This is a genomic window from Pseudomonas sp. GM41(2012) (genome assembly GCF_000282315.2).
Lineage (GTDB): Bacteria > Pseudomonadota > Gammaproteobacteria > Pseudomonadales > Pseudomonadaceae > Aquipseudomonas.
Map to the genome: position 1 here is coordinate 1 of NZ_AKJN02000006.1, position 17,630 is coordinate 17,630.

15 protein-coding genes and 2 riboswitches are annotated in these 17,630 nt (G+C 61.6%); of the genes, 8 read left to right on the forward strand and 7 right to left on the reverse strand.

Translation table 11 applies throughout. The features are described 5' to 3' along the window. Window positions 1–454 precede the first annotated feature (454 nt). Window positions 455–1,039, forward strand: coding sequence for a Fe-S biogenesis protein NfuA (nfuA, locus tag PMI27_RS25540; RefSeq protein ID WP_008150988.1), 585 nt, complete (start codon window positions 455–457; stop codon window positions 1,037–1,039). Window positions 1,040–1,195: 156 nt separating this feature from the next. On the opposite strand, the gene cobM is transcribed toward nfuA, so the two are convergent. The 4 genes from cobM to PMI27_RS25520 form a co-directional block, all read right to left on the reverse strand. Continuing rightward, a complete protein-coding gene (gene cobM / locus PMI27_RS25535) occupies window positions 1,196–1,942 on the reverse strand; it encodes a precorrin-4 C(11)-methyltransferase (protein ID WP_008150987.1) in 747 nt (248 codons plus the stop codon). An 83-nt stretch (window positions 1,943–2,025) separates the two neighbouring features. Then, window positions 2,026–2,439 (reverse strand): cobalamin biosynthesis protein, encoded by a 414-nt coding sequence (locus PMI27_RS25530; protein WP_008150984.1) that lies wholly within the window; start codon window positions 2,437–2,439, stop codon window positions 2,026–2,028. Further along, on the reverse strand, window positions 2,436–3,143 hold the full coding sequence (locus PMI27_RS25525; RefSeq protein WP_008150981.1) for a CbtA family protein: 708 nt from the start codon (window positions 3,141–3,143) through the stop codon (window positions 2,436–2,438). Before PMI27_RS25525 ends, PMI27_RS25530 begins: the two co-directional genes overlap by 4 nt. An 11-nt stretch (window positions 3,144–3,154) precedes the next feature. Continuing rightward, window positions 3,155–3,358 carry a CbtB domain-containing protein gene (locus PMI27_RS25520; RefSeq protein ID WP_008150980.1) on the reverse strand — a complete coding sequence of 68 codons (204 nt, stop codon included), beginning with the start codon at window positions 3,356–3,358 and terminating at the stop codon, window positions 3,155–3,157. A 121-nt stretch (window positions 3,359–3,479) separates the two neighbouring features. Then, window positions 3,480–3,709: riboswitch (cobalamin riboswitch) on the reverse strand. Between the two features lie 177 nt (window positions 3,710–3,886). Beyond that, a riboswitch (cobalamin riboswitch) is annotated at window positions 3,887–4,101 on the forward strand. A 100-nt stretch (window positions 4,102–4,201) separates the two neighbouring features. On the opposite strand from PMI27_RS25520, the gene cobW reads away from it, so the two are divergent. The 5 genes from cobW to PMI27_RS25495 all read left to right on the forward strand — a co-directional run bounded on the left by cobW (window position 4,202) and on the right by PMI27_RS25495 (window position 12,729). After that, window positions 4,202–5,257 (forward strand): cobalamin biosynthesis protein CobW, encoded by a 1,056-nt coding sequence (gene cobW / locus PMI27_RS25515; RefSeq protein ID WP_008150978.1) that lies wholly within the window; start codon window positions 4,202–4,204, stop codon window positions 5,255–5,257. 3 nt (window positions 5,258–5,260) lie between these two features. After that, window positions 5,261–9,175 (forward strand): cobaltochelatase subunit CobN, encoded by a 3,915-nt coding sequence (gene cobN / locus PMI27_RS25510; protein ID WP_008150976.1) that lies wholly within the window; start codon window positions 5,261–5,263, stop codon window positions 9,173–9,175. 149 nt (window positions 9,176–9,324) lie between these two features. Beyond that, window positions 9,325–10,323, forward strand: coding sequence for an ATP-binding protein (locus PMI27_RS25505; RefSeq protein WP_008150974.1), 999 nt, complete (start codon window positions 9,325–9,327; stop codon window positions 10,321–10,323). A gap of 2 nt (window positions 10,324–10,325) precedes the next feature. Then, on the forward strand, window positions 10,326–10,982 hold the full coding sequence (locus tag PMI27_RS25500; RefSeq protein ID WP_443200778.1) for a vWA domain-containing protein: 657 nt from the start codon (window positions 10,326–10,328) through the stop codon (window positions 10,980–10,982). A gap of 100 nt (window positions 10,983–11,082) precedes the next feature. Next, window positions 11,083–12,729, forward strand: a complete 1,647-nt coding sequence (locus tag PMI27_RS25495; protein WP_008150968.1) for a phospholipase D-like domain-containing protein — start codon at window positions 11,083–11,085, stop codon at window positions 12,727–12,729. Between the two features lie 105 nt (window positions 12,730–12,834). Here PMI27_RS25495 and PMI27_RS25490 read toward each other — a convergent pair whose 3' ends face one another. Continuing rightward, window positions 12,835–14,061 carry an NADH:flavin oxidoreductase/NADH oxidase family protein gene (locus PMI27_RS25490; RefSeq protein WP_008150966.1) on the reverse strand — a complete coding sequence of 409 codons (1,227 nt, stop codon included), beginning with the start codon at window positions 14,059–14,061 and terminating at the stop codon, window positions 12,835–12,837. Window positions 14,062–14,138: 77 nt separating this feature from the next. Between PMI27_RS25490 and PMI27_RS25485 the strand changes: the two genes are divergently transcribed. Then, the gene (locus PMI27_RS25485; RefSeq protein ID WP_008150963.1) at window positions 14,139–14,552 is read left to right on the forward strand and encodes a MerR family transcriptional regulator; all 414 of its coding nucleotides are present in this window, start codon (window positions 14,139–14,141) and stop codon (window positions 14,550–14,552) included. Here the strand turns inward: PMI27_RS25485 and PMI27_RS25480 are convergent. After that, window positions 14,533–16,083: an MFS transporter gene (locus tag PMI27_RS25480; RefSeq protein WP_008150961.1), complete on the reverse strand. Its 1,551-nt coding sequence runs from the start codon at window positions 16,081–16,083 to the stop codon at window positions 14,533–14,535. The two genes, PMI27_RS25485 and PMI27_RS25480, sit on opposite strands and share 20 nt — an antisense overlap. Before the next feature lie 103 nt (window positions 16,084–16,186). Here PMI27_RS25480 and PMI27_RS25475 point away from each other — a divergent pair, with 103 nt between their 5' ends. After that, window positions 16,187–17,053, forward strand: coding sequence for a LysR family transcriptional regulator (locus PMI27_RS25475; RefSeq protein ID WP_008150958.1), 867 nt, complete (start codon window positions 16,187–16,189; stop codon window positions 17,051–17,053). 90 nt (window positions 17,054–17,143) lie between these two features. On the opposite strand, the gene PMI27_RS25470 is transcribed toward PMI27_RS25475, so the two are convergent. Next, window positions 17,144–17,587, reverse strand: a complete 444-nt coding sequence (locus PMI27_RS25470; protein ID WP_008150956.1) for a thioredoxin family protein — start codon at window positions 17,585–17,587, stop codon at window positions 17,144–17,146. Window positions 17,588–17,630: the final 43 nt, after the last annotated feature.

Sequence of the window (17,630 nt, forward strand, 5' to 3'; positions counted from 1 at the left end):
GGGTCAGTCGACATCATTGTTGGATGATCGACCGCTTTCGCGAGCAGGCTCGCTCCCACATTTTTTGATCCGGTTACAGGCCAATATCCCACTCCTGTCTCTTATACACATCTAGATGTGTATAAGAGACAGACAATACGCTATCGTCGGATCGCCGCCCGGAGCCAGCTCGGCTCCTACAAGGGATTGGCGGTGGTTTGTGGAATGCGATTGGGAGGGCCGTCGATGTGGCATCAGTCCCTACGTGATGTTCGCCGTTTGCGCCGCGACAATCGGTCTGGGCTCGTGGGCAAGTTACGAATGGGTGGAAAAATGCAGCTATCGGTGGCTGAAAGGCCGAATCGACGGCGATTTGGCTATCGAGGCCGTTCCAGCTCTTTCCCGACAAAAATACTAGGACTTTGTACGGCGCGATGATTGGCGTAAACTGCGCCCAAGCCTGCGAGGAGTTTCCATGACCGCTATTACCATTACCGACGCCGCCCACGATTATCTGGCTGATCTGCTCTCCAAGCAGAACACCCCAGGCATCGGCATCCGCGTCTTTATCACCCAGCCTGGCACCCAGTACGCCGAAACCTGCATTGCTTATTGCAAGCCGGGCGAAGAAAAACCTGAAGACACGGCGCTGGGGCTCAAAAGCTTCACCGCTTACATCGACTCGTTCAGCGAAGCGTTCCTGGACGATGCGGTAGTCGACTACGCCACCGACCGTATGGGCGGTCAGCTCACCATTAAGGCGCCAAACGCCAAAGTACCGATGGTCAGCGCCGACAGCCCGGTCAATGAGCGTATCAACTATTACCTGCAAACCGAGATCAACCCGGGGCTGGCCAGCCACGGCGGTCAGGTCAGCCTGATCGATGTGGTCGAAGACGGCATCGCCGTGCTGAAGTTCGGCGGCGGTTGCCAGGGCTGCGGCCAGGCAGACGTCACCCTTCGCGAAGGCATCGAGCGCACCTTGCTCGAGCGCATTCCCGAGCTCAAGGGTGTTCGTGACGTCACCGACCACACGCAGAAAGAAAACGCCTACTACTAAGTAAGGTGTTCGCTGCAAACATAAAAAACGGCGCCCCGTGAGCGCCGTTTTTTTATGGGGGAAGCCTTAAAAGATCGCAGCCTCCGGTAGCTCCTACATAGGGATGCGTTCACCTGTAGGAGCTGCCGAAGGCTGCGATCTTTTGATCTTTTGATCTTATGGGCGATACAAATGCGCATGCCCCGCACGATACAGCGACGACTCGCTGAAATGATCACTGCCCAAAACCCGACCCACCAAAATCAACGCCGTGCGCCGAAACCCCTTGGCTTCAACCTTCGCGGCAATGTCTTCAAGCGTCCCCACCACCCAATCCTGATCCGGCCAGGTCGCCCGGTGAATCACCGCGATCGGGCAATCCGCGCCGTAATGCGGCAGCAATTCGGCCAGGATCTTCTCCAGATGATTGACCCCCAGATGAATCGCCATAGTCGCCCCGTGCTGCGCCAGGCTGCCAAGCTCTTCGCCGGCAGGCATCGCAGTTTTGTCGGCATAGCGGGTCAGGATCACGCTTTGCGACACGTCGGGTAACGTCAGTTCCGCGCCCAATAGTGCCGCGCAGGCCGCCGTGGCCGTGACGCCGGGAATGATTTCAAACGGGATGTCGAGTTCGCGCAGATAGCGGATCTGCTCGCCAATCGCACCATAAAGACTCGGATCGCCGGAGTGCACCCTGGCCACGTCCTGGCCCTTGGCGTGGGCGGATTTGATCAGCTCGATGATCTGTTCCAGGTGCAGTTCGGCGCTGTTGACCACCTGTTCGGCGCGATGGCCTTCCAGCACGGCGGCGGGCACCAGGGAGCCGGCATAGATGATCACCGGGCAGCTGCGAATCAGCCGTTGGCCTTTGACTGTGATCAGTTCCGGGTCGCCGGGACCTGCGCCAATGAAGTAGACGGTCATCGTCGGTTCCTGTGAGAAAAAGGGGTTGGGCAAGGCTTCAGATGAAGATTGCTCATGATCGATGGCGGGGATTATCGAGGATATTAGGCGGCGCCGGCCAATGCCAAGGTGGCCTGGGCATATTTTTGTCGTGGAATCAGCAATTTTGCCGGTGCCTGGGCCAGTTGTTCGGCCAGGGCCAGGGCGGCACTTTCCGCTACGCCGTAGCAGCCGGTGCGTTCGAACGCGATGTCCGAGCGGTGGCTGAGTAGCGGTTGATAGCCGGCCAGTTGTTCGCTGCTGAAGTACATCAACGGTAACTCAAGCTGTTCGGCCAGTTCGATCAAGCCAGGTTCTTCGCGCTTCAGGTCGATGCTGGCCAGGGCTTTGATCTGGTGAAGCTCGATTTTATGAGCCTGTAACGCCTGATCGAGTAGCGCCCGCAGCGTGCTGACGGGGCAGCCGCGCTGGCAGCCCAGGCCGACCACTAAAGTCGGCGCTGTGCTGATCTCAGTCATGCGTGGTATTGACCATCGCTTTTGCGGCGGAACAACCAGGCACTGATCAGGCCCAGGGCCAGCCAGAATGCCGCGTTGGTCAACTGCGAAGCGATTTTGAACTGAGCTTCCAGGGCTTCCGGAGCCAGCATCGAGTGGACTTCCGGTTGTGGTGCGCCGATCACGTGAGGAACGGCCAGGATGGCCACGCCAAGCACTTTCATCAGCCAGTGACGGCTGAACACGATCAATGCGATGCCGACCGCGGTGGAGGCCGCCGTGCCGATCCACCAGATCTGCCGTTGCGCCAAATCAGCGGCGGCAGTGCCCGGCAGCTCAGGCGGCAGACCGAGGGTCGGTGCCAGCACGAACGTCGCGTAACCGGCCAGGCCCCAAAGCAGGCCTTGGGAGGTTTTGGTCGGTGCGCGCAAGGTGTAAAGACCGGCCAGCATCAGGGCGAAACCGACCGCTACCACCAGGTTGCCGCCGGTGGTGGACAGCACGCGCTGCCAGCCGTCTTCCGGCTCCCAGGCCTCAGCATCGTGGGTGTGAGCGGCGACAGCACCTGCGGCGTGTTCGTGAACTTCAACCGCGGTGGGCTCGGATTTTTCGTAAGTCTCGGCCTGCAGAATCAGCGGAGCCACCCAGAAGCTTTGCAGCAACGTCAGCAACAGGGCGGCCAGCAGCCCGGTGAACCCTGCGGTTTGCGCGATACGCTTGATCATGTGGGCAGGTCTCAATGACACGGGAATGCAGAGCTGTGGCGGGTATCGTGAGCGGCGTTGTGCACCGCTTCGATGTGCGAGAAACCGGCGAAATACACAAGGCACGCACCCAGGATCGACGCACACACGGCGGCGGTCAGGCGTTGAGTCAGGGTATTGGTGGTGCTGGCGGTGCTCTTATCGGTGTTGCTGCCGGTGCTGCTGATGATCGACATGGCGCTTCCCTCTGGTCTGTCAGCGGGTGATACAGAGCGCATGGAAGACCCCTGCGAGTCGGGCACGCAGAGGTTCAAACAGCGCCCGCCCACCGCGGGTTTGTTATTCAGTGATCGTAATGGTCACTTTGTGTTGCGGGCCGGTCTCCGGGCTCACGAGGGGGCACTGGCTTTCGCCTTGACCTGCAAGCATCACCTTCCCATGCCGAACTGCTGGCACAGTGGATCTGACGCTTCGCTCGCTTACCGTTGCGGGGGCAGCACCGGACTGACATGACTTTAGAGTAAAGCACATGATTCACCGGTTTCCCGTTTCACCCTGTGAAGGGCACCCGTAACAAGGCGTGTAGGAGAGCATGGGCGGGGGTTGGACGTCAATTGGCAAGGGTTCTCAACTCGACACCTCAGTGCCTCAATCGCGGGCAAGCCTTGCTCCTACAGGACGGCGGCGCTCTTGTAGGAGCAAGGCTTGCCCGCGATAGCGTCCTGAGGGTCGGCACAAGACATTGACCCGCCCCCACACGATGCGTAGCCTTGCGCTTTCGAGGTTCTTCGGCGTTTGCCGAAGCTAAGAAGGGAACGCGGTCGATGCCGCGGCTGCCCCCGCAACTGTGAACGGTGATGTTCGCTGCCACGCCACTGCAAACCCTGTGCAACGGGTTCGCGGGAAGGCGCAGCGAATGCCAGGCCCACCAGCCCTGCACACCGTCAGCCAGGAGACCTGCCTCGACACAGATTCTCACTACAACCGGGCGGGGTGATCCGGTGACGAACTCTTCCGCGCGCGCCTCCGCCGCTGCGATTGTCGTCCCGTATGCCCGCCACCTTGCCAAAGGGCATCCGATGAAAACACTGGCCAAACTCCCCGTCACCATCGTTACCGGCTTCCTCGGCTCGGGCAAAACCACATTGCTGCGGCACATGCTCGACAACGCTCAGGGCCGTCGCATTGCGGTGATCGTCAACGAGTTCGGCGAGCTGGGCATCGACGGCGAAATCCTCAAGCAGTGCTCCATCGGTTGCACTGAAGAAGAAGCCAACGGCCGCGTCTACGAACTGGCCAACGGCTGCCTGTGCTGCACCGTTCAGGAAGAATTCTTCCCGGTGATGCGCGAATTGGTCGCCCGTCGCGGCGACCTCGACCACATCCTCATCGAAACTTCGGGCCTGGCCCTGCCAAAACCGCTGGTGCAAGCCTTCCAGTGGCCGGAAATCCGCAGCGCCTGCACCGTTGACGCGGTCATCACCGTGGTCGACAGCCCAGCGGTCGCCGCCGGCACCTTCGCGGCTTTCCCGGACCAGGTCGATGCCCAGCGCAAACTCGACCCGAACCTGGACCACGAATCGCCGCTGCACGAACTGTTCGCCGACCAACTGGCCAGCGCCGACCTGGTGATCCTCAACAAGGCCGACCTGATCAGCCCTGAAGACCTGGCCCGTGTACGCCTGGAAGTCGCTGAAGAACTGCCGCCCGCGGTGAAAGTCATCGAAGCCAGCAGCGGTCGCGTGCCACTGGACGTGCTGATCGGCCTCGGCGCCGGCTCTGAAGAACACATCGACAGCCGTCACAGTCATCACGATCACCACCATGAAGACGACCACGACCACGATGCCTTCGACTCCATCTCCATCGAACTGCCGCAAGCCGACGAAAGCCTGCTGCTGGACGCGTTGACTCAACTGGTGGTCCAGCACGGCATCCTGCGCGTCAAAGGCTTCGCGGCGATTCCGAACAAGCCGATGCGCCTGCTGATCCAGGGCGTGGGCACACGTTTCGACAAGCACTTCGACCGTCAGTGGGGCGCCGACGAAGCGCGTACCACGCGCCTGGTGTTGATCGGTCAGGAGCTGGACGCCACTCTGCTTGAAGCGCAATTGCGCGCTGCGCTCAGCGTTTAAGCCATGCACCTGCTCAGGACCCAGCCCGGCGGTTTCGTGTCGGATGACAACATTGCCGACCTTGGACAAACCCCCGCCGAGCTGGTGATCCTGTGCAGCGGCGACTCCAGCCTCGCGCTGCTCGCCGAAGCGGCGCAGCAGTTGCCCGACGATTACCCCAGCGTGCGCCTGGCCAATCCGATGCAGGTGCAGAATCACGCCTCGGTCGACCTGTATGTCGACGAAGTGCTGCGCCACGCCAAGGTGATTCTGATCTCGTTGCATGGCGGTATCGCCTATTGGCGTTATGGCGTCGAGCGTCTGGTGCAGCTGTCGGAACGCGGCGTGCAGCTGATTCTGGTGCCCGGCGATGACCGCCCGGACCCGGAACTCAGCGACCTGAGCACAGTGGGCGCGGAAGACCGCGACCGGCTCTGGCAGTTTTTGCGTCAGGGCGGCATGAGCAATGCCCTGGATTTTTTCCGCTGCCTCGCCAATTGTTGGCTGGATCGCGACTACGCCTGGGCCGAGCCGCAAACCTTGCCGCGCACGGCGATTTACCACCCGCGCAAAAGCCCCGCTGAACTGAAGGATTGGCAAGCCGACTGGCAGGCCGGTCAACCGGTGGCGGCGGTGCTGTTCTACCGCTCGCATTTGCAGGCGGCCAACACCGGCTTCATCGATGTTTTCTGCCTGCGTTTGCAGGCGGCGGGGCTGAACCCGTTGCCGATTGCCGTGGCCAGTCTGAAAGAGCCCGGCTGCCTGACGGTGGTTGAGGACTGGCTGGATGAAGTCGAGGCCGGCGTAATTCTCAACACCACCGGTTTCGCCCAATCCAGCCCCGAGGCGCCGCATTTGCGACCGTTTCGCCGCAACATCCCGGTGATCCAGGCGATCTGCGCGCAGGACAACGAGCCCGGATGGCGCGCCAGCGAACAAGGCCTCGGCCCGCGTGATCTGGCGATGCACATCGCGCTGCCGGAACTGGATGGGCGGATCATCAGCCGACCGATCAGCTTCAAGGACCTGGCCTGGCGCAGCGAGCGCAGTCAATCCGATGTGGTCTGCTATCGACCACAACCGGAACGCATGGATTTTGTCGCCGAACTGGCGCGGCGCTGGATTGATCTGGCACGAGTGCCCAACGCTGAAAAACGCATCGCCCTGATCCTCGCCAACTACCCGACCCGCGACGGTCGCATCGGCAATGGCGTGGGCCTCGACACCCCGGCCGCGGCGCTGAACATCCTGCGTGCGCTGCATAAAGAAGGTTATCCGCTGCCGGCCGAGTTGCCTGATAGCGGCACCGCGTTGGTCCAGCAATTACTCGGTGGCGTCAGCAACGACCTCGACACCCTCGACCAGCGCCCGTGTATGCAAAGCCTCGCGCTGGACGACTACAACCTGATGTTCAACGCCTTGCCCGAATCCAATCGCCAAGCGGTGCTGGAGCGTTGGGGCTCGCCGCAAAGCGATCCGATGTTCCGTGGCGGGCGAATGATGATCGCCGGGCTGCGCTTTGGCCTGACCTTCGTCGGCATTCAACCGGCGCGGGGTTATCAGGTCGATCCGAGCGCGGTGTATCACGACCCGGACCTGGTGCCGCCTCACGGTTACCTGGCGTTCTATTTCTGGTTGCGCAACACCTATGGTGCCCACGGCGTGATCCACGTCGGCAAGCACGGCAACCTCGAATGGTTGCCGGGCAAAGGCGTCGGTCTGTCCGAGCATTGCTGGCCGGATGCGCTGCTCGGTCCGCTGCCGAACATCTATCCGTTCATCGTCAACGATCCGGGCGAGGGCGCCCAGGCCAAGCGCCGCACGCAAGCGGTGATCATCGATCACCTGATGCCGCCGCTGACCCGCGCCGAAACGTACGGCCCGTTGCGCAACCTCGAACTACTCGCCGACGAGTATTACGAAGCGCAAATGCTCGACCCGCGCCGTGCCCGGGAATTGCAACGCGACATCCTGCAACTGGTACGCGAGACGCACATCGACCGCGAACTGCAACTGGACGAAAAGCTCGACAGTGATGCCGATGCAGCGATCTGGCTGCCGCGTCTGGACACCTATTTGTGCGACTTGAAAGAGTCGCAGATCCGCGACGGCCTGCATGTGTTTGGCGAGTCGCCGATCGGGCGCTTGCGCATCGACACGTTGCTGGCGCTGTTACGTATTCCGCGTGGCGATGGGCGCGGTGCGCAATCGAGTCTGCTGCGGGCCTTGGCCAAGGCGTTCACGCTGGGCTTCGATCCGCTGGATTGCGCGCTCGCCGAACCTTGGACCGGGCCACGTCCGATTGAATTGCAAACCCTCACCGATGAAGTCTGGCGCACAGCAGGTGATACCCGCGAACGTCTGGAACTGTTTGCTGCTCAACTGATCTCGCAGACGTTGAATACCGAGGTCGAGCCCGTCCCCTGGGGGAGCGAGCTTTTGTGGCGAGGGGATTTATCCCCGTTGGGTCGCGAAGCGGCCCCAAAAAATGGGACTGCTGCGCAGTCCAACGGGGCGGTGCGACGTTTCGCTAAATCCCCTCGCCACAAAAGCTCTGTCCCACAGGAGGCGGGCTGGTCAGAAGTGAGCGCCATCGTCGACAGCCTGCGTGAAGTCGTCGCGCCACGGCTGGATGCCTGCGGCCCGGCGGAAATGCGCGGTCTGCTCGATGCGCTCAGTGGCCGCTTCGTGCCGGCCGGCCCCAGCGGTGCGCCGAGTCGCGGTCGACTCGACGTGCTGCCGACCGGGCGCAACTTCTACTCGGTGGACGTGCGTAACCTGCCGACCACCACCGCGTGGCGTATCGGTTTTCAGTCGGCCAACCTGATTCTCGAACGACACCTGCAAGACCACGGCGATCACTTGCGTCAGCTCGGCTTGTCGGTGTGGGGCACCGCGACCATGCGCACCGGTGGCGACGACATCGCCCAGGCCATGGCGCTGATGGGCGTGCGCCCGGTCTGGGCCACGGGCAGTCAACGGGTCGACGACTTCGAGATTCTGCCGCTGAGTCTGCTGGACCGTCCGCGCGTGGACGTGACCTTGCGCGTCTCCGGATTCTTCCGCGATGCCTTTGCCAATCTGATCCGTCTGTTCGACGCCGCCGTGCAAGCGGTCGCCGCCCTCGACGAACCGGACGACCTCAACCCCCTGGCCGCCAAGGTGCGTGCCGAGCGCGAAGCGTTGATGCAATCGGGGCTGGATGAAGACGCGGCGAAGCGTCAGGCCGGTTGGCGCATCTTTGGCGCCAAACCCGGTGCTTACGGCGCGGGCGTGCAGGGCGCCATCGATGGTCGTCTGTGGCAAAGCCGCGATGACCTGGCCGAGGTTTACCTGAACTGGGGCGGCTACGCTTACGGCGGTTCTGACGAAGGCACCGCGGCGCGCGAGCAGTTCGCTCAGCGCCTGAGCCAGGTGCAGGCGGTGCTGCAAAACCAGGACAACCGTGAGCACGACTTGCTCGATTCCAACGACTATTACCAGTTTCAGGGCGGCATGCTCGCGGCGGTGGAAAGCCTCAGTGGTGAAGCCGCGGCCAGTTACCATGGCGATCACAGTCAGCCGGATCTGCCGAAGATCCGCACATTGAAGGAAGAGCTGAACCGGGTGATTCGCTCCCGGGCGGCCAATCCGAAGTGGATCGACGGCGTGAAGCGCCACGGCTATAAAGGCGCGTTTGAACTGGCGGCGACGGTCGATAACCTGTTCGCCTTCGACGCTACAACGCAGTTGATCGACGACCACCAGTACGCGTTGCTGGCGGATGCGTATTTGCTGGATCCGGCGACCCGGGATTTTGTTCGTGAGCATAATCCGCATGCGTTGCGCGATATGACTGAACGGATGCTGGAGGCGCAGCAGCGGGGGATGTGGAAGGCGCCGGGCGAGTATCGCGAGGCGCTGGAGAATTTGTTGTTGGACATAGAAGAAGACACCTGACGCGCCGCAAACCCCTGTGGGAGTGAGCCTGCTCGCGATAGCGGTCGACCAGTCAATATTGATGTCGATTGATCCACCGCTATCGCGAGCAGGCTCACTCCCACAAGGTACAAAGTGTGCCTGCTACCGACCATGACCGAGTATTGAAGATGACCGACACCCCCCATTTCCCGCTTTCCGCCGTGGTCGGCGCTGACGATCTCAAACTCGCCCTCTACCTGACCGCCATCGACCCGAAAATCGGCGGCGTACTCATCGAAGGCCCTCGCGGCATGGCCAAGTCAACACTGGCCCGAGGCCTGGCGGACTTGCTCGCCAGCGGCCAATTCGTCACCTTGCCGCTCGGCGCCACCGAAGAACGGCTGGTCGGCACCCTCGACCTGGACGCAGCCCTGAGCGAGGGTCGCGCACAGTTTTCCGCCGGTGTACTGGCCAAGGCCGACGGCGGCGTGCTCTACGTTGATGAGGTCAATTTATTGCCCGATCACCTGGTGGACCTGCTGCTGGACGTGGCCGCCAGCGGCACCAACCTGATCGAGCGCGACGGCATTTCCCATCGGCATTCGGCGAAGTTCGTGCTGATCGGCACCATGAACCCGGAAGAGGGTGAGCTGCGTCCGCAACTGCTCGACCGCTTTGGCCTGAACGTCGCCCTCAGTGGTCACACCGCACCGACCGAACGCGGCCAGATCATCCGGCGACGGCTGGATTTCGACAGCGATCCCCATAGCTTCTGCGCCGAATGGGAACGCCAACAGCAGTCGCTGCGCGAACGTTGCCAGAAAGCACGCAGCACGCTGGCAAGCATCCCGCTCGACGATCATGCGCTGGCGCAGATTACAGAGCGCTGCTTTGCCGCCGGGGTCGATGGCTTGCGGGCCGACCTGGTCTGGTTGCGTGCCGCGCGTGCCCACGCGGCATGGCGTGGGGCGAATGCAATCGCCGAGGAAGACATCGACGCCGTCGCCGAATTTGCCTTGCGCCATCGCCGCCGCGAGCCATCGCCACCAGCGCCGCAACAAAGTCAGCCGCCCTCTACGCAGCATTCCAACCCGAGCGAAGGCCAGGGCCAATGGGGTGAAATGCCCGCTCAGGCGTTACCGGTCGGCGCACGCCGTGAAGTGCCGAGCTGGCCAAAAAAGCCCTAGGCATTCGCCCTCGATCTGACGCGGGGGCGAATGCCAGACCCCGCGCCGGACGACTGGACAACGGCAAACAGGGTAAACGTCACGCGGCGCGTAGCGGCTCGATCAATTGGCCCGGTACCTTACTGAACGGCCGCCCGCGTCGGCGTGATGATGTGTTGTTTCACCTGCGCACCCGCTCGCCCCACGAACTGTGGCTGGTGATCGTCGACGCCTCGGCTTCGACTCGTCGCCATCAGGCGTTGAGCGATGCCAAGGGCTTGCTCGCGCAACTGTTCGACGACGCCTATCGCCAGCGTGCACGCTTGGCGTTGCTCACTGCCAGTGGTCATGTGCCGAAATGGCAAGTGCAAGGGTTGAAAGCCTCCGCGGGTTTGCGCGACTGGCTTGATGGGCTGGGAGCGGGCGGTGGTACGCCATTGCTGGCGGCGCTGGGTGAAGCGGGGCGCTGGCTGGCGGTCAGGCAGAAGCGTTTTCCGGCGGAACAGCAGCGCTTGTTGCTGGTGACCGATGGCCGATTGAAGGACTGGTCGATGTTGCCGGCGCTTGATTGTCCGGGACTGCTGATCGACATCGAACGGGGGCCGATTCGGCTTGGACGGTCTAAAGTCTTGGCTACCGAGTTGCAGGCCGAATATCAACATATCGATGATATGGAGTGAACCGAAAAGATCGCAGCCTGCGGCAGCTCCTACAATGAACGGCGTACACCCGTAGGAGCTGCCGCAGGCTGCGATCTTTTGATCTTCACAGGAGTGAGTCATGCGAGTTCTAGCCGCCAACATTCAGGACGATTTCCGCGTCAAAGCCTACGCCGGCACCAATGGCGTGCTGTTGGCCATGGATCTGGCCGAACACCGGCGCAAAGGCCTCTTGGGTTTCGCCATCGAAAAGCAGCAAGGCCCCAAGCCCTGGCTGTTCCTGTTCAACAGCCTGACCTTCCCCGGCAAGGTGCATACCTTTCCCCAGTTTCACGCCACCCCCAGTGATATCGCGCCATTACAGAAATTTCGCTGGGCCGATTACGCGGTCAATCCGGGGGCGACGATCCATTACCGAATCCACCTGGCTTACGGCAGCGTTGATGCGCCGCAACTGGGTGAGTTCCTGGAAGTGACGGTCACCTCCGACAATGGTCAGCCGAATAACCAAAGCGTGATCTTCAATCGCGCAGTGGCGGCCAGCCAGGCGTTCCAGCGCAAGTTTCCCGAGCTCGATGCGCTGATCAGCGCCAACAAGAACCTGCCCATCGAAGCCTGGCCGGATATCCCGCGGCAATGGCTGGAAAACGGTTTGCTCGGACGTTTGCTGGGGTTTATCGAGCGTGCGGTGGATGGCCAGTGGGCGCTGGACGTTGCGATCTACGAGTATGAATTGCAGGCCATTGTCGATGCGGTCAATGCCGCGTTCGAACGTGGGGTGAACGTTCGCGTGCTTTATCATGCCCAGCCGGGCGATGAAGACACCGCCATGAACGAGGCCAGCCTGGAAAAAATCCCGGCAGAGAACAAGCGCGGACGGGTCACCCATAACATCTTCCACAACAAATTCATGGTGCTGAGCCGGCTCGAAGCGGCGGGGCAGCGTCAGCCGGAAGCGGTGCTTTGCGGCAGCACCAATTTCACGCCCAACGGCGTTTACCGCCAGGCCAACGTGGTGCATGTGCTGGACGACACGCGCGTCAGCACCAGCTATCTGCACACCTTCGAGCAGGTCTGGGCCAACCCTGCGGATGTCGGTGCCACCCGAAACTGGCTCACGCAAAACAACCCGATGGATTCGCTGCAGCCGATGTTCGCCGGTTTCTCTCCTCGCTCGGGCCAAGGGGATCTGCAAGCGTTTGTCGAGATCATCAACGCGGCGAAAAAAGACGTGCTGTTCGTCACCGCGTTCGCCTTGCCCGACGACATCCTGAACGCCTTGCTCGGCTTGCCCCACGACGACATTTTGCGTTACGGCCTGCAAAACACCGCCAGCCGTATCACCGGTTTCCACGCCGACCGCACCGCCGAATTCGCCGCCACCGCGCTGCTCAACACCGGGCTGGAAGGCTGGCTTCGAGAGAACATGAAAGGCCAGAAGGGCAACCTGCTGGTGCACACCAAAGCCGTGGTGACGGACTTCACCAGCGATGCGCCGACGATCATCAGCGGCAGCCACAACCTCAGTGCCGCGGCCAGCAATGGCAATGACGAGAACTACCTGATCATTCGCGGTGATACCGATCTGGCAGACCGTTATGGTCTGGAACTGCTGCGGTTCTACGAGCATTACCGCTTTCGCTACTTCGCCAGGAAACTCGCGCTCAAGCAGGTCCATCCGTTGGCGGCGGATGACAGCTGGACCGATGATTACTATCGCGCGGGGGATTTGCGCCAGCTATCCAGATTGCGTTTTTCCGGACGGTAACCCCCCCCCTTGTGGGAGTGAGCCTGCTCGCGATAGCGCCCGACCAGTCAATATTGATGCCGCCTGACACACCGCAATCGCGAGCAGGCTCACTCCCACATTGGATTACTTCATTCCCATCGCCTGCCGATACTGGCGAGTCCGCCGGGCGATGTGCACGCGGTCGAGAATCAACGCCCATAGCGCCGATACGTCGGGACGGGTCTTGCGCCCACGGCTCAGGCGATTGAGCTGGAACTTCACGACGGCCATGCTCGCCAGTGCCGCCAGGGGTTTGCGTTTCCAGCGAATCGGCGGCAGTTGCGGGTGACTGTTCTGACCTTCGCGCCAGCGTTTGACCAGTTGAGGTTCAATCGCCAGTGCTGTGCCGATTCCAGCCATGGCGATACCGCTGTCGAGCACCTGTTCGACGATCGCCAGGCGCCGAATCCCGCCGGTCACCATCACCGGCATGTTCGCCACACTGGCCAGCTCACCGGCCATCTCCAGAAAGTACGCTTCACGCGCCAGGGTCCGACCATCCCGGGCCTCGCCTTGCATGGCCGGGGCTTCGTAGCTGCCGCCGGAGAGTTCCAGCAGATCGATCGATTGATCGTTGAGCCACTGAATCACTTGCCGGGCATCGTCGGCATCGAAACCGCCGCGCTGGAAGTCTGCGGAGTTGAGTTTCACCGCCACGCAAAATGTCGGCGATACAGATTTGCGCACGGCGCTGATCACCGCCAACAACAAGCGCGCGCGATTTTCCAGAGAACCACCCCAGCGGTCGGTTCGGCGGTTGGTCAAGGGCGAGAGGAACTGGCTGATCAGATAACCGTGTGCGGCATGAATCTGCACCCCGGTGAAACCGGCCTTTTCCGCCAGGGCCGCGCTGGTGGCGAAGCGTTGGATCACGTCTTCGATGTCGCGCTCGCTCATGGGCTTGGGCTCGGCAAACATCTTCGAGAACCCACCCAGGTCCAGCGCCACTGCGGATGGCGCCAACGCTTGCTGGCCGAGGTTGGCCATGGTCTGACGGCCGGGATGATTGAGCTGCATCCAGAACTGCGCGCCACCGGCCCGACCGATGCTGGCCCATTGGCGAAAGCGTTCAAGGTGCCGCTCATCTTCCAGCACCACGCCACCGGGCCCGGTCATGGCGCGGCGGTCGATCATTACGTTGCCAGTCAGCAACAGGCCGGTTTCGCCTTCGGCCCACGCCTGATACAGACGGAACAAGGCCTCTGCAGGTGCCTGCTCGCTGTCAGCGAGGTTCTCTTCCATCGCGGCTTTGGCGATGCGGTTGCCGATGGTCTGGCCGTTGGGCAAATTCAACGCTTGGAAGGGCGACATACTTGACTCCTCATCAGTGAAGAGTAGAGGCTAAGCTTAAAGTTAACTTTAATGTCAAGCAGGCAAATGAGGCTGAGATGAAGATTGGTGAATTGGCGGAGTTAAGTGGCTTCAACCCGTCGCGTATTCGGTTTTACGAGGCCCAGGGCCTGATCCAGAAAGTGGAACGTCGGGCCAACGGCTACCGGCATTACCCCGAGCAGGTATTGCAGACGCTGTACCTGATCCAATGCGCCCAGCAGGCCGGGTTCAGCCTGGAAGAGTTGAAACAGTTGATGCCCGACACCATCACCGGTGAATTCAAGCACGACGAACTGCTGGCGGGGCTTAAGCGCAAAGTCGATCAGATCGAAGAAATGCAGCTGCACCTGGCGCAGAGCAAGGCGAAGCTGCTGGCGGTGATCGACGACATACAGGCGAAACCCGAAGGTATTGGCTGCGATGCGAATGCCGAGCGGGTGCTGGCGTCATTCAAGGATTCGCGCCGATAGCTGCGGTCGACGGAGCAGGGATCGGATTGCGCATCAGCGTGCCCACCACCAGCGCACCCAGTAATGCCAACAACCCCGCGACCCACAACAGCAGACTGAAGCCGCCGACGAAGGCTTGCCGGGCCAACGGTTCGACCACGGTGCGCGCGGTTTCCGGCAACAGGCCCATCGCCGCCGTCATGTCACCAGCCACCACCCGCGAGGCGATGCCCTGGGTTTGGCCGAGCCATTGGGCACCCTGTGCCGTCAGGCTCGTACGCAACAACAGCTCGGTATGACTGGACAGCAACGCACCGAACACGCCGATGGCCAGTACGATTGCGCTGAAGCGCATGGTGGTGCTCATGCCTGAAGCCATGCCGGTACGCTCCCGTGGCACGCAGGCCATGATGTTCTTTTGCGTATCGCCGTTGAGCAGTCCGGCACCGGCGCCCGTCACGGCAATCGCCAGGGCGAAGGGCAGGTAACCGCCGCTGCTGACCGCCCAGGCGTTGAGCAGGTTACCGCTGCCGACCAGGGTCAAACCGGCGGCCATCAACGTGGCGGGGGCAAATCGACTCGCCAGACGTACGCCGATGCGCGGGCAAATCAGCATGGTCAGGGCAAACGGCAACATCCCCAGACCTGAAGCGATGGCCGAGAAACCCAGGCCATTTTGCAGGTAGAAGGGCAGCAGGGTCATCATCACCTGGGCGCAGCCAGCGTAGGCAAACATGCCCAATAGCGCACCGATGAAGCGCGGATGCTTGAACAGTTGCAGGTCGACCATCGGCCGCCGCTGCATCCGTTCAATCACCACGAAAAGCCCCAACAACAGAGCGCCGCCGATCAGCCGAGCGTAGGTCAGCGGGTTGCTCCAGCCAATCCGGTTCGCCTCGATCAGGCCCCAGATCAGGCACAGCAAACTCGCACTGAACGCCAGACTGCCCCAGGGATCAAGGCGTGCGGACTGAGTGTCGCGGGACTCCGGCACGGCGCGCCAGACCATCACCATCAGGAACAATCCGACGGGCAGGTTCAGGTAGAAAATCCAGCGCCAGCCCATGTATTCGGTGATCAGCCCGCCGACCGTCGGCGCGGCGGTCATCGCCACCCCCATGCACGCGCCCCAGAACGCCCAGGCCTTGGCCCGTTCCACTTCATCGTGAAAGGTGTGGCCGATGGAGGCGAGGGCCGAGGTCAGCAGCAAGGCCGCGCCAATACCCTTGATCGCCCGGGCGATATCGAGGAACAGCGCAGTGGGCGCGGCACCGCAACCGATGGACGCGAGGATGAAAATGGCCAATCCGCAGAGCAGGGTTTTCTGCCGGCCGAAGCGGTCGGCGATGCTGCCAGCCGGCAACAAAAGAGCGGCGAAGGCCAGCATGTAAGCGCTGACCACCCATTCGATGTCGGCAAAGTTAGCGCCCAAGTCGCGGGCGATCGTAGGCAGGGTGACGGCGACAATGTTGGTGTCGAGGACGATCAGCGAGCAAACACCTGAGGCTGTGAGTAATGTCAGGCGCGGACTCACCGTGGGTTTGACGGGCATGGCAGCGTTTCTCTACTGTAAAAGTCAGTGCAGCTTATCGCCGGTTGCTACTTTCCTTGTTAGGTACGCCTTGTCACTTCATTACCTTTGAGCTAACGCACTGATGGATATTCGCCATTTCCGCTATTTTCTGGCCGTTGCCCGGCAAGGCAACTTCACCCGCGCTGCCGAACAACTCGGTATCGCGCCGCCGACCTTGACTCGACAGATCCAGGACATGGAGAACGAACTCGGCACGCGATTGTTCGTGCGCCAGACACGTGAAGTCAGCCTGACCGAGGCCGGCGCCGCGTTGCTGATCGAGGCCGAGGCGACGGTGCGGCAATTCGAATACGCTCAGTACAACGCCCAGCGTGCCGGGCGCGGGGATATTGGCCATATCGAACTGGGTTACGTGGCGTCGGCGGTGTATTCGGGCTTGCTGCAGAAGCAGGTGCAAGCCTTCAGCCGCGAGTGTCCTGACGTCAGCCTGAACGTACGGGAAAGTCCCATGGCGTCATTGCCGATGATGGTGGTCGAGGGGCGTTTCGATATTGGCTATGTCCGCTCACCCATGACCTTGCCAGAGGGCCTGGAAGCCATTCGCCTGGACGCAGAAGGTTTTGTGCTGGCGCTGCCGACCGAGTCCTGGCTGTGCCGACTGCCAGAGATTGGTCCGGAACATTTGCAGAACGAGACGTTCATCCTGCCGGAGCAAATCAGCGGCACCTTGCAAGTCGCCGCCGAGGGTGGATTCGCGCCGAAACTGGGGGCGCAACCGGGTGGGTTGGTGGCGGTCATTGCGTTGGTGTCGTTAGGGCAGGGCGTTGCAGTCGTGCCTGAGTCGGTGGTCGGGCATGTGGGTTTGCCCGGCGTGGTGTACCGGGCCATCAAAGGTTGCGAGGCGAGTTCGTGGTTGTCGTTGATTTATCGGCGATTCGAGAAGTCCGCGGCAGTAATCCGGTACATCGAGCAAGTCAAAAATCGCTAAGCGTAAAAGCTTCGCGAGCAGGCTCGCTCCCACAATTGACCGAGTTACCCAAACAGACACAGTCATCTGTGGGAGCGAGCTTGGCACGGACTAACCGTAAACCCGCCGATTCAACTGCCGGGTTGCGCGAGGCACAGTGCGCAACCTTCGCAGGGTCTGGCGCAACCACGCCAGATCGTGAACCGGTTTGCGCTTCACCGTTGCCGGTTTCACCTTGCCAATGTGCCTGGCGAAGTCCTCCTGCAAGGTTTGCTCTGTACCGATTCCCTTGAGCTTCTTCAGCAACTTCCCCTCCTTGTAAAACAGCACGGTGGGTGTGCCGGTGACGTCCGGGTGGCGGGGGGATTCGCTGGTGTTCAGCATGTAGATCTGCGCGTGATGCCGATACGGCTCAGCGATCTGGCGAAACACCGGTCCGGCCATTTCGCAGGCGGGACAGTGTTGACTGCCGAAGTACAGGATCACCGGGCGCCAGGTTTTCAGGGCCTTGCGGTAGACCGGGGCCAGCGCTGTATGAGTGGTTATCGAGCTCATTGAAATCTCCGTCTTCAATATGGGCACGTGTTGTAGCGGTAAA

Coding starts and splice junctions, on each gene's coding strand:
- nfuA (WP_008150988.1), top strand. CDS start 455: ATGACCGCTATTACCATTACCGACGCCGCCCACGATTATCTGGCTGAT.
- cobM (WP_008150987.1), bottom strand. CDS start 1,942: ATGACCGTCTACTTCATTGGCGCAGGTCCCGGCGACCCGGAACTGATC.
- PMI27_RS25530 (WP_008150984.1), bottom strand. CDS start 2,439: ATGACTGAGATCAGCACAGCGCCGACTTTAGTGGTCGGCCTGGGCTGC.
- PMI27_RS25525 (WP_008150981.1), bottom strand. CDS start 3,143: ATGATCAAGCGTATCGCGCAAACCGCAGGGTTCACCGGGCTGCTGGCC.
- PMI27_RS25520 (WP_008150980.1), bottom strand. CDS start 3,358: ATGTCGATCATCAGCAGCACCGGCAGCAACACCGATAAGAGCACCGCC.
- cobW (WP_008150978.1), top strand. CDS start 4,202: ATGAAAACACTGGCCAAACTCCCCGTCACCATCGTTACCGGCTTCCTC.
- cobN (WP_008150976.1), top strand. CDS start 5,261: ATGCACCTGCTCAGGACCCAGCCCGGCGGTTTCGTGTCGGATGACAAC.
- PMI27_RS25505 (WP_008150974.1), top strand. CDS start 9,325: ATGACCGACACCCCCCATTTCCCGCTTTCCGCCGTGGTCGGCGCTGAC.
- PMI27_RS25495 (WP_008150968.1), top strand. CDS start 11,083: ATGCGAGTTCTAGCCGCCAACATTCAGGACGATTTCCGCGTCAAAGCC.
- PMI27_RS25490 (WP_008150966.1), bottom strand. CDS start 14,061: ATGTCGCCCTTCCAAGCGTTGAATTTGCCCAACGGCCAGACCATCGGC.
- PMI27_RS25485 (WP_008150963.1), top strand. CDS start 14,139: ATGAAGATTGGTGAATTGGCGGAGTTAAGTGGCTTCAACCCGTCGCGT.
- PMI27_RS25480 (WP_008150961.1), bottom strand. CDS start 16,083: ATGCCCGTCAAACCCACGGTGAGTCCGCGCCTGACATTACTCACAGCC.
- PMI27_RS25475 (WP_008150958.1), top strand. CDS start 16,187: ATGGATATTCGCCATTTCCGCTATTTTCTGGCCGTTGCCCGGCAAGGC.
- PMI27_RS25470 (WP_008150956.1), bottom strand. CDS start 17,587: ATGAGCTCGATAACCACTCATACAGCGCTGGCCCCGGTCTACCGCAAG.